We start from the raw sequence: 10,077 nt of genomic DNA, 5'->3' as shown, positions 1-10,077 counted from the left end.
AATCCCGCGCCATGTCGACCGCACCCGCCGTCCCCGAATCCTGGCCCTGGCCGCCGGCCATCCGCGCCAGCGCTGCCTGGCACGCGGCCGCCGTCGGCGCGGGCGTGCTGGTGCCGGGCGCCTGGCCCTGGGCCCTCGGCGCGATCGTGCTCAACCATGCGTTGATCACCGCGGCCGGACTCACGCCGCGCAGCCGCCTGTTGGGCCCCAATGTCACGCGGCTGCCCGCGGCGGCCATCGCGCGCCGCGAGGTGGCGATCACCATCGACGACGGCCCCGAACCCGCGGTGACGCCGCGTGTGCTCGACCTGCTCGACGCCCATGGCCAGCACGCCACCTTCTTCTGCATCGCCGAGCGCGTGCAGGCCCAGCCGGCGTTGGCGCGCGAGATCGTGGCGCGCGGCCACAGCATCCAGAACCACACGGCGCGGCATCGCCACAACTTTTCCTTCCTCGGCCCGCGTGGCTTCGCCAGCGAGATCGCACGGGCGCAGCAGATCCTGAGCGAGGTCACGGGCCAGCGCCCGAGCTGCTTTCGCGCGCCGGCCGGGCTGCGCAATCCCTTCCTGGAGCCGGTGCTGCACCGGTTCGGCCTGTCGCTCGTGAGCTGGACCCGCCGCGGCTTCGACACCCGCGAGGGCGATGCGCAACGCGTGCTGTCGCGCCTCACGCGGGGCCTGGCGGCCGGCGACATCCTGCTGCTGCACGACGGCAATGCCGCGCGCACCGCCCGTGGAGAACCCGTATTGCTGGAGGTACTGCCCTTGCTGCTCGACCGCCTGCGCGCCGATGGACTGCGCGCTGTGACCCTGCCCGAGGGGCTTCGGGAATGAGCGCCGTGCTCTCGGCCGACAACGCCTGGCGCGAGCTGCACGAGGCCGCCACCGATCCCTACAGGAAGGGCGGCAGCTTCGCCTGGCACTTCGCGCGCGGCAAGCTCGGGCGCGATCCGGTGTTCCGCGGCCTGCTCGAACGCGGGCTGATCGATGCGCAGCATCGCCGCGTGGTCGACATCGGCTGTGGCCAGGGCTTGTTCGCGAGCCTGCTGGCCTCGATGAGCCGCATGCAGCAGCAGGGGCGCTGGCCCGCTGGCTGGGGCGCCACGCCGAGCGCCGCCGAATACACCGGCATCGAGCTGATGCCCAAGGACGTGGCGCGCGCCGAGGCCTCGATCGGCCACCTCGAGCCCGCGCCGCGGCTGCTCTGCGCCGACATGTGCGCAGCCGACCTGCCCGATTGCGACCTGGTCGTGATCCTCGACGTGCTGCACTACGTGGACCATGCCGCGCAGGAAGGCGTGCTGCGCCGCGTGCGCGATGCGTTGCGGCGCGGCGGCAGCCCCAAAGCGCGGCTGCTGCTGCGCGTGGGCGATGCCTCGAGCCGCCGCGGCTTCGCGATCAGTCAATGGGTCGACCGCACCGTGACGCGCGTGCGCGGCCACAAGGTGTCGCCGACCTGGGGGCGTCCGCTGGTCGAATGGAAGGCGCTGCTCGAGCGGCTGGGCTTCGGCGTGCAAAGCATTCCGATGAGCGAAGGCACGCCGTTCGCCAATGTGCTGCTGGTGGCCGACCTCGCACCGGAGGGCGCGCGATGACGATGAGCTTCCTGCCGCAGACGCTCGAGCGCGACGGCATCGCGCAGCGCATTCCGCACCGCGGCAGCATGTGCCTGCTCGAACGGCTCGAGGGCTGGGATGCCGAGACGATCCGCTGCAGCACCACCACCCACCGCCAGGCCGACAACCCGTTGCGCACGGCCAGCGGGCTGCTGGCGCCGAATGCCGTCGAGTACGCCGCGCAGGCGATGGCGCTGCATGGCGGGCTGCTGGCGAGCGCAGGCGACAGGCCCTCGGCCGGCTTCCTCGCGAGCACGCGCAGCGTGCGCACGACGGTGGCGCGGCTCGACGAGGTCGAGGGGCGCCTGCAGGTCGAGGTGCGGCGGCTGTCGGGCGACGCCCAGCAGGTGATGTACGAGTTCTGGCTCAGGGACGGCGAAGGCCGTGCGCTGGCCGACGGCCGCGCGGTGGTGGTGCTGAACACGCCGCTGGCCCTGGACACCCCGAAGGAATCATGAGCCTCCAAGGAAAACGCGCCCTGATCACGGGCGCCAGCGGCGCGCTCGGCGCCGCCATGGCCGAGCGCTTCGCGCGCGACGGCGCGACCGTGCTGCTGCATGCGAACTCGCGCCCCGAGGCGGTCGAGCAGCTGGCCGCGAAGATCGCCGCGGCCGGCGGCAAGGCCGAATGCCATGTCTTCGACCTGCGCAGTGACGAGGCCTGCGCCACCGCCTGCGCGCGCATGCTCGAAGCGGGGCCGGTGCAGGTGATCGTCAACAACGCGGGCGTGCACGACGACGCAGTGCTGCCCGGCATGCGCGCCGAGCAGTGGCACAAGGTGATCGACATCTCGCTCAACGGCTTCTTCCGCGTGACCCAGCCGCTCTTGCTGCCGATGCTGCGCACCCGCTGGGGGCGCGTGCTCAACATCTCGTCGGTAGCGGCGCTGGTGGGCAACAAGGGCCAGGTGAACTACGCGGCGGCCAAGGGCGCGCTCAACAGCGCGACCAAGGCGCTGTCGCTCGAGGTGGCCTCGCGCGGCGTGACGGTGAATGCGATCGCGCCCGGGATCATCGCCTCGCCGATGGCCGACGCGGCGTTCGACCCGGCGCTGATCCAGCAGATGGTGCCCGCCAAGCGTGCCGGCAAGCCCGAGGAGGTGGCGGCGCTGGCCGCCTTCCTCGCGAGCGACGAGGCGGCCTACATCACCGGGCAGGTGATTTCCGTCAACGGCGGAATGATCTAGCTGGCGCTCAGAGCGGCAGCGTGTCGAAGGCCGCGTAGGCGGTCGCGAGCCACGACTTCACGCGCTGGCGTTCGAGCAGCCCGAGCGCGTGCGGGCCTTCGCGGTCGTTCACGGCTTTCCAGAAGCTGGTGCTCTGCGCATCAATCTTGCGCATGCTGGCCTCGTGCAGGCGCGGCAGCGCGATCACGCGCGCGCCGTTCGCGGTGGCCTTGGACATCGACTGCGAACCGAGCAGGGTGCCGAAGTCGCTGCCGCGGCCGTAGTTCTGCACCACGATGTAGTTGGGCCGCTTGCCGAAGGTGTCGACCAGCGTGCCGAGCAGGTCGGAGGAGTCCTTGCCGTCGTCGAGCACGTGCCAGAAATTGACGGTGACGCCGATCTCGGCGAAGACGTCGAACAGGTCGGATTCCTTGATCCAGCGCGCCAGCGGCGCCAGCGTCTGCGCCGCGAGGTCGACGATCACGCTCTGCTGCGGATGGGTCTCGAAGCCGTTGACCACGGTGTCGAGCCCTTCGAAGCTGTCGACCACCACGGGCGAGGCGAAGCCTTCGTAGAAGCGAGTGAACGAGCTGTGCGAGCGGTCGGTGTCGAAGCCCGTGAAGGAGCGGCTGTGGTCGATGAAGTACTGGGCCAGGACCCGTGCCGTGACCGACTTGCCGACCCCGCCTTTTTCGCCGCCGATGAAATTGATGGAACTCATGGTGTCGCTGGTAGATGTGGAAGATTCAGGGAGCCGGCGACAGTTTGCCTCAGCTTCTGGTGGCGGACTCCCGACGCGAGGACGAATCGCCTGAATGGCCGTTGTCGACGTGGTCGTCGGGCTGGCCGTGCGGAGAGGGCGCCGCAAGGCTGCCGTCGCCGCCGATGTAGCGACGCCTCGCGGCCGAGAAGGCGGCGCTGCCGGCACCGAGCAGGCCCAGGGCGGCACAGGCCGCGCCCGCGTCGATCAACAACTCCAGAACCACGATACCGACTCGCATGCGCCAATTCCCGTCATGTTGCGTTGAACTATGTCACCTGGGCGGAAGCATCATCGCGGAAAGTTGTGCGCGTGTGTATCTCGTGCCTCGCGGCGATGCCGGCTCCGCCAGACCCGGGACCTATTGGCCGCGCCGGGCCATTCCCTGCAGCAAGGGGTGGGATTGCAGGCGCTGCTGCAGCCGTACCTTCCAGGGCGCGGGCAGGGGGGAGTCGTCGATCATCGCGGGCCACTGCTCGCGCGCGCGGCGCGCGGTGTCGCTGACCACGCGCCGCACCTGCGGCTCGTGCAGGCCGGCCGAGAAGCAGAAGGCGCGCACGTTGGCGGGGCTGAACAGGCCGCTGCGCCGTGGCGCGGCATGGCCCGTAGCGGGGAGCAGCGGGAGCGCATGACCCTCGACGCCTTGCAGCGCCGCATAGGCCACGATGTCGTAGGCCGGCGCGAAGCGCGGCGAGGCACCGTCGGGATAGAGCACGCCGAAGTTCTTCAGGTGCGCATCGGGGTTGCCGAGCAACTCGTTGACCGCGAGCCGGCGCACCAGCTCGAGCACCGCCTCCTCGCCGAGCGAGGGAAAGGCCCGCATCGCGAGCGCCATGTCGAGGTAGCTCCCGCCGTACTTGTGCAGCGGGTCGAAGCCCAGCACCTGCGCGAAGTCCTCGAAGTGGATGCGGCGCGCGCCTTCGCGGTCGAAGCGCGTGACCGCGAGGAATTCGGGCTCGTCGGGCAGGGCGTAGCTGTGCTCGGCCGAAATTGCGGACAGCGGCGCGAGCTCGGCATGGCAGACCTCGACACCCGCGGCGGCAGCCATCTGCAGCGAGAGCATCTCCAGCTGCGGCATGTGCGGCCGCCCGGCCACGGGCAGCTTGGCGATCACGCGCGTGCTGGCGCCGGCGCGGGTGCGCGCCACGTAGCGTCCGCCCTGGCGGCGCAGGCCCAGCTTGGGCTGCACGCCCGACACCGAAATGCCCTGCGGCATCGGCAGCTCGACCACCGACATCTCGAGCGCGTCCTGGTCCTGCGTGATGAGCCGCTGCAAGGTGGCGCGGTCCACCGACACCGGGCGCGCGCTCACCGCACCCGGCAGGTCGCCGCCGCAGGCCGCGAGCAGCTCGAAATGGTCGTTCTCGCGGCAACCGCGCAACTGCGCGATGTGGCTGCGCAGCACGCCTTCGGGCAGCAGGTTCTGGAAGAAGCGCGGCAACTGGCCGCCCTGCGCGTTGAACAGTGGATTCTTGATGTCGCTCCAGAGGGCCGCCTGCGAGGCGGCATCGTTCGCCACCATCGACAACGACAGCACCTCGGCCGGCGGCGTCGCGACGATCTCGGGCTCGGCCACGAAGCGACACAGGTCGGCGTACTGGAACAGCTTGCCGAAGCGGCGCGTGCCGAGCGCGATCTCGAGGATCTTGACGTTCATGGCGAGCGCTTGCGCGAGCCGCGGCGGGCCGGAGTTTCGCGTAGGTAGGGCGGCGGCTCGGGCGGCAGCGCCAAGGCGGCCACCGCGGTACCCACGCGCGTGGGTACGGGGCGATAGCCGGCATCGGTGTCGAGCGCGGCGCTGGCGCCGAAGCCCTTGGGCACCAGTTGCAGCTCGAGCCCCAGCGCATCGACCAGTGCGAGCAGCGAGGACATCTGCGGATTGCCCTGCGGGCCGAGCGCGTTGCGCACCGAACGCTCGGTCAGGCCCGAGCGCTGAGCGATCTCGGCCCCGGAGAGGCCGGAGGCCTCGCGGCGGGCGATCAGCGCGGCGATCAGTTCCTGCTTGGTCATGGAAAGATATTACCGCAAATGGCAAATTCGGAAATATGTTTCCCAAGTCCTCCTTGGGCCGCGGCGACGGCGGCGTGCCGCCCGCCCGGATTCAGCGCGGCACCAGTGTGAAGAAGGGCATCACCACGCCCATCACCCAGTTCTGCCCGAAATCGAGCGCCGCGCGGCGGTACTTCTCGTCGGCCTGGGCCGCCAGCAGGTCGAGCCGCGCGACCACCTTCGACAGCTCGCGGTCGGCCACGAGGTTGCGGCCGCGTTCGCTGATCTCGGTGGCCAGCAGCAGCGGCTGACCGTCGGGGCCGGTCTTGGAGGCGATCAGCCACAGCGAGATCTCGAAGTTGCGCGCGGCCCGGTAGCTGTTCTCGGCATTGATGCCGTCGATCATGCTTTGCTCCCAGGTGTCGCCATTGGCTTGCTTGAGCATCGAGGCCCAGCCCACCACCAGCGCCGCCACGCGGTCGCCCTGGTAGCCCTGCGGCCCGGTGTCGAAGGCCAGGCGGATCGCCTCGATGCCGGTGGCGCCGTGCAGCTCGGGCAGGTCGGGGCCCTGCGTCACGGCGGCCCAGGCGCGCTGGCTGGCGGCGTCCATGCTGGCGCCCGATTTGCGCCATTCGCGCGGATTGCGCCGGTAGAGCGTGGTCTGCACGCGCCGTATCGATTCGAGGTTGTCGCGCAGCGAGAGGTTGGCGATGCGGTTGGCGCTCGACTGCAGCCATTCCTGGTTGGCGTAGGGCTCGGCGCGCTGGGTGTTCTGGAACGCGCCGCAGCCGCCGAGCCCGAGCAGGGCACCGGCGCCCGCGAGCAGCCAGGCGCGGCGGTCTTTCAGGGGAGAAACCGAGGATTCGCTCATGCCCTGACGTTATCATCCACGGCTGGGGCGGCGGCCTGCTTCAAGCGGCGGGCCCGTGCAATTTTCCTTACAAATCAATACCTTGGCGTTAATTGTTGAGCCGCCTTCCAAGGCGGGGACGCACTGACCCAGGACAGGCCGACAAGTCGTGCGTCTCAATTCCATCAAGCTCTCGGGCTTCAAGTCGTTCGCCGAACCCACCAACTTCCTGCTGCCGGGCCAACTGGTCGGGGTGGTCGGGCCCAACGGTTGCGGCAAGTCGAACATCATGGATGCGGTGCGTTGGGTGCTGGGCGAGTCGCGCGCCTCGGAACTGCGCGGCGAGTCGATGCAGGACGTGATCTTCAACGGCACGACCACGCGCAAGCAGGCCAGCCGCTCGAGCGTGGAACTGGTGTTCGACAACGCCGACCACCGTGCCGGCGGCCAGTGGAACCAGTTCGGCGAAATCGCGGTGCGGCGCGTGCTCACGCGCGACGGCACCAGCAGCTACTTCATCAACAACCAGCCCGTGCGCCGGCGCGACGTGCAGGACGTGTTCCTCGGCACCGGCCTCGGCCCGCGCGCCTACGCCATCATCGGCCAGGGCACGATCAGCCGGATCATCGAATCGAAGCCCGAGGAACTGCGCCTGTTCCTCGAGGAAGCCGCGGGCGTCTCGAAGTACAAGGAACGCCGCCGCGAGACCGAGAACCGCCTGGGCGACACGCGCGAGAACCTGACCCGCGTCGAGGACATCCTGCGCGAGCTCAACGCCAACCTCGAGAAGCTCGAGAAACAGGCCGAGGTGGCCGCGCGCTACAACGCGCTGCAGGGCGACGCCACGAAGAAGCAGCACCAGCTGTGGTTCCTCAAGCGCGCCGAGAGCGAGAGCGACAAGGCGCGCATCAAGGCCGAATCCGAGAAGGCGATCAACGACCTCGAGTCGCGCACCGCCGACCTGCGCCACATCGAGAACGAACTCGAAACCGTGCGCCAGGCCCACTACGGCGCCGGCGACCTGGTCAATCAGGCCCAGGGCAAGCTCTACGAAGCCAGCGCCGAGGTCGGCCGGCTAGAGGGCGAGATCCGCTTCGTGGTCGAGGGCCGCCAGCGCGTGGAGCAGCGGCTGGTGCAGCTGCGCGAGCAGATCGCGCAATGGGACAACCGCCGCGTCGAGGCCGAGGCCGAGATCGAGACGCTGGCCGGCCAGGGCATCGACGCCGAGGAGCAGGCCGTGCTGCTGGCGGCCCAGCTCGAGGAGCACGACGCGCGCATGCCCGAGCTCGAGGAAGCGCAGCAGCGGGCGCAGGACCAGGCCAACGCGCAGCGCACGGCCGTCGTGCAGGTGCAGCAGCAGATCCAGGTGCTGGCCGCCGACCAGCGCAATATCGAGGAGCAGTCGCGCCAGCTCAACCAGCGCAGCGAGCGGCTGCGTTCCGACCAGAAGGCGCTGGCCGCGCCCGACGAGGCGAAGCTGGTGGCGATGCAGGAGCAGCTCGAGGCCGCGCAGGAAGCGGCCAGCGAGGCCGATGCGCGGCTGCAGGACCTGCAGGAAGCGGTGCCGCGGCTCGACGACGACCGCCGCGCGCGCCAGCAGGCGGTGAACAGCGAGGGCGCGCGCCATGCCGAGCTGTCGGCGCGGCTCGAGGCGCTGCGCGCGCTGCAGGAGAAGGTCAAGACCGACGGCAAGCTCGCGCCCTGGCTGGCCAAGCACGGGCTCGACGGCTTGCAGGGCCTGTGGAGCCGCATCCACATCGAACAGGGCTGGGAGAACGCGCTCGAGTCCGCGCTGCGCGAGCGCCTGGGCGCGCTCGAGGTCAGCCGCCTCGACATGGTCCGCGCCTTCGCCAACGACGCGCCGCCGGCCAAGCTGGCCTTCTACAACCCGCCGGTCGCCGGCGTGCCCGAAGGCGCCGCCAATCTGCCGCGGTTGTCGAGCCTGCTGCGTCTCAACGACGCGGGCCAGCAGGCGCTGCTGGCCGACTGGCTGCATGGCTGCTACACCGCCGCGAGCTTCGAGGAGGCGCTGGCCCAGCGCGGCACGCTGCAGCCCGGCGAGACGATCTACGTGCAGAGCGGCCATGCCGTGAGTTCGCACGGCGTCAACTTCTACGCCCCCGATTCCGAGCAGGCCGGCCTGCTGGCGCGCCAGCAGGAAATGGAGAACCTCGACCGCCAGCTGCGCGCCCAGGCGCTGATCAGCGAAGACGCGCGTGCCGCGCTGGTGCGTGCCGAAGCCGCCTACGCCGACGCCGCGCAGCGGCTGGTGTCGGCACGCCGCGAAGCCGCCGACACGCAGTCGCGCGCGCACGAGCTGCAGGTCGAAACCCTGCGCCTCACGCAGCTGGCCGAGCAGACCCGTGCGCGCAGCGAGCAGCTCGCGGCCGACCTCGGCGAGGTCGACGCCCAGCTCGAGGAGCTGCAGGAGCGCCGCATCGCCGCCGAGGGCCGCTTCGAGGAGCTCGACATGCAGCTGGCCGACAGCCAGGAGCGCCATGCCGAGCTCGACGAACGCGTGATCGAGGCCGGCCGCGCGCTGACCGCCAGCCGCGAGCAGCACCGCAGCCTGGAGCGCCAGGCGCAGGAAGCCACCTTCGCGCAGCGCACGCTCGACGCGCGCCGCGGTGAGCTCAACCGCTCGATCGAGACCGCGTCGCAGCAGACCGTGGCGCTGACCGACGAGGACGAGCGCGCCCGCGGCGAACTGAGCCGGCTGTCGGACGCCGCCGCCCAGGCCGGGTTGCAGGATGCGCTCGCGCTCAAGCTCGAACGCGAGACCGCGCTGGGCGCCGCGCGCAGCCAGTACGACGACCTCACGCTCAAGCTGCGCGCGAGCGACGAGCGCCGGCTGCAGCTTGAGCGTGAACTCGATCCGCTGCGCCAGCGCATCACCGAATTCCAGCTCAAGGAGCAGGCCTCGCGCCTGGGCTTCGAGCAGTACGAACAGCTGCTGGCCGATGCCGGCGCCGACCTCGAGGCCATCGCGCTCTCGATCGAGACCGACAAGGTGCGGCTGACCGGCCTGCAGGGCGAGATCGACCGCCTGAACCGCGAGGTGGTGGCGCTCGGCGCGGTCAACCTCGCGGCGCTCGACGAGCTCGCGGTGGCGAGCGAGCGCAAGGTCTTCCTCGACGCCCAGTCGGCCGACCTCAACGAGGCGATCACCACGCTCGAGGACGCCATCCGCAAGATCGACGCCGAAACGCGCGACCTGCTCGGCGGCACCTTCAAGACCGTGAACGAGCACTTCAGCCGCATGTTCCCCGAGCTGTTCGGCGGCGGCAACGCCAAGCTGATGATGACCGGCGACGAGATCCTCGACTCCGGCGTGCAGGTGATGGCGCAGCCGCCGGGCAAGAAGAACCAGACCATCCACCTGCTGTCGGGCGGCGAGAAGGCGCTGACCGCGATCGCGCTGGTGTTCGCGATCTTCCAGCTCAATCCCGCGCCTTTCTGCCTGCTGGACGAAGTGGATGCGCCGCTGGACGACGCCAACACCGAGCGCTACGCCAAACTCGTGACCGCCATGAGCCGCGAAACCCAGTTCCTCTTCATCAGCCACAACAAGATCGCCATGGAAATGGCCGAGCAACTGATCGGCGTGACGATGCAGGAGCAGGGCGTGTCGCGCATCGTCGCGGTCGACATGGAAGCGGCGGCCTCGATGGTCGAGGCAGCCTGAGGCGCGCGCACCC

At 70.2% G+C, this 10,077-nt stretch carries 10 protein-coding genes; 5 read left to right on the top strand and 5 right to left on the bottom strand.

Annotated elements, in window-relative coordinates; genetic code table 11:
* Positions 1 to 11: 11 nt before the first annotated feature.
* The 4 genes from BM109_RS08850 to fabG are packed head-to-tail and all read left to right on the top strand — an operon-like array spanning position 12 to position 2,801.
* Positions 12 to 833 (top strand): polysaccharide deacetylase family protein, encoded by an 822-nt coding sequence (locus tag BM109_RS08850; RefSeq protein WP_093342161.1) that lies wholly within the window; start codon positions 12 to 14, stop codon positions 831 to 833.
* Positions 830 to 1,594 carry a class I SAM-dependent methyltransferase gene (locus tag BM109_RS08845; RefSeq protein ID WP_093342160.1) on the top strand — a complete coding sequence of 255 codons (765 nt, stop codon included), beginning with the start codon at positions 830 to 832 and terminating at the stop codon, positions 1,592 to 1,594. The genes BM109_RS08850 and BM109_RS08845 overlap by 4 nt, the downstream gene beginning before the upstream one ends.
* Before the next feature lie 2 nt (positions 1,595 to 1,596).
* Positions 1,597 to 2,073, top strand: coding sequence for a hotdog family protein (locus BM109_RS08840; RefSeq protein WP_093342158.1), 477 nt, complete (start codon positions 1,597 to 1,599; stop codon positions 2,071 to 2,073).
* Entirely contained in the window at positions 2,070 to 2,801 is a 732-nt protein-coding gene (fabG, locus tag BM109_RS08835; protein ID WP_093342157.1) for a 3-oxoacyl-ACP reductase FabG, read from the top strand. Before BM109_RS08840 ends, fabG begins: the two co-directional genes overlap by 4 nt.
* Positions 2,802 to 2,808: 7 nt before the next feature.
* Here the strand turns inward: fabG and BM109_RS08830 are convergent, their stop codons facing one another.
* From BM109_RS08830 to BM109_RS08810, 5 genes are all read right to left on the bottom strand, one after another.
* Positions 2,809 to 3,501, bottom strand: coding sequence for a P-loop NTPase family protein (locus BM109_RS08830; RefSeq protein WP_093342156.1), 693 nt, complete (start codon positions 3,499 to 3,501; stop codon positions 2,809 to 2,811).
* 49 nt (positions 3,502 to 3,550) lie between these two features.
* A complete protein-coding gene (locus BM109_RS08825; protein WP_093342154.1) occupies positions 3,551 to 3,781 on the bottom strand; it encodes a hypothetical protein in 231 nt (76 codons plus the stop codon).
* A 120-nt stretch (positions 3,782 to 3,901) separates the two neighbouring features.
* Complete coding sequence (locus BM109_RS08820; RefSeq protein WP_093342153.1) at positions 3,902 to 5,197, bottom strand: type II toxin-antitoxin system HipA family toxin; 1,296 nt, start codon at positions 5,195 to 5,197, stop codon at positions 3,902 to 3,904.
* Positions 5,194 to 5,550: a helix-turn-helix domain-containing protein gene (locus BM109_RS08815; protein WP_093342151.1), complete on the bottom strand. Its 357-nt coding sequence runs from the start codon at positions 5,548 to 5,550 to the stop codon at positions 5,194 to 5,196. The genes BM109_RS08820 and BM109_RS08815 overlap by 4 nt, the downstream gene beginning before the upstream one ends.
* A 91-nt stretch (positions 5,551 to 5,641) precedes the next feature.
* Positions 5,642 to 6,400 (bottom strand): hypothetical protein, encoded by a 759-nt coding sequence (locus tag BM109_RS08810; RefSeq protein ID WP_093342150.1) that lies wholly within the window; start codon positions 6,398 to 6,400, stop codon positions 5,642 to 5,644.
* 148 nt (positions 6,401 to 6,548) lie between these two features.
* Here BM109_RS08810 and smc point away from each other — a divergent pair, with 148 nt between their 5' ends.
* On the top strand, positions 6,549 to 10,064 hold the full coding sequence (smc, locus tag BM109_RS08805) for a chromosome segregation protein SMC (RefSeq protein ID WP_093342149.1): 3,516 nt from the start codon (positions 6,549 to 6,551) through the stop codon (positions 10,062 to 10,064).
* Positions 10,065 to 10,077: the final 13 nt, after the last annotated feature.

The sequence above is a fragment of the Variovorax sp. PDC80 genome (assembly GCF_900115375.1).
Taxonomy (GTDB): Bacteria; Pseudomonadota; Gammaproteobacteria; order Burkholderiales; family Burkholderiaceae_C; genus Variovorax.
This window is presented reverse-complemented; position numbering and strand designations above follow the sequence as displayed.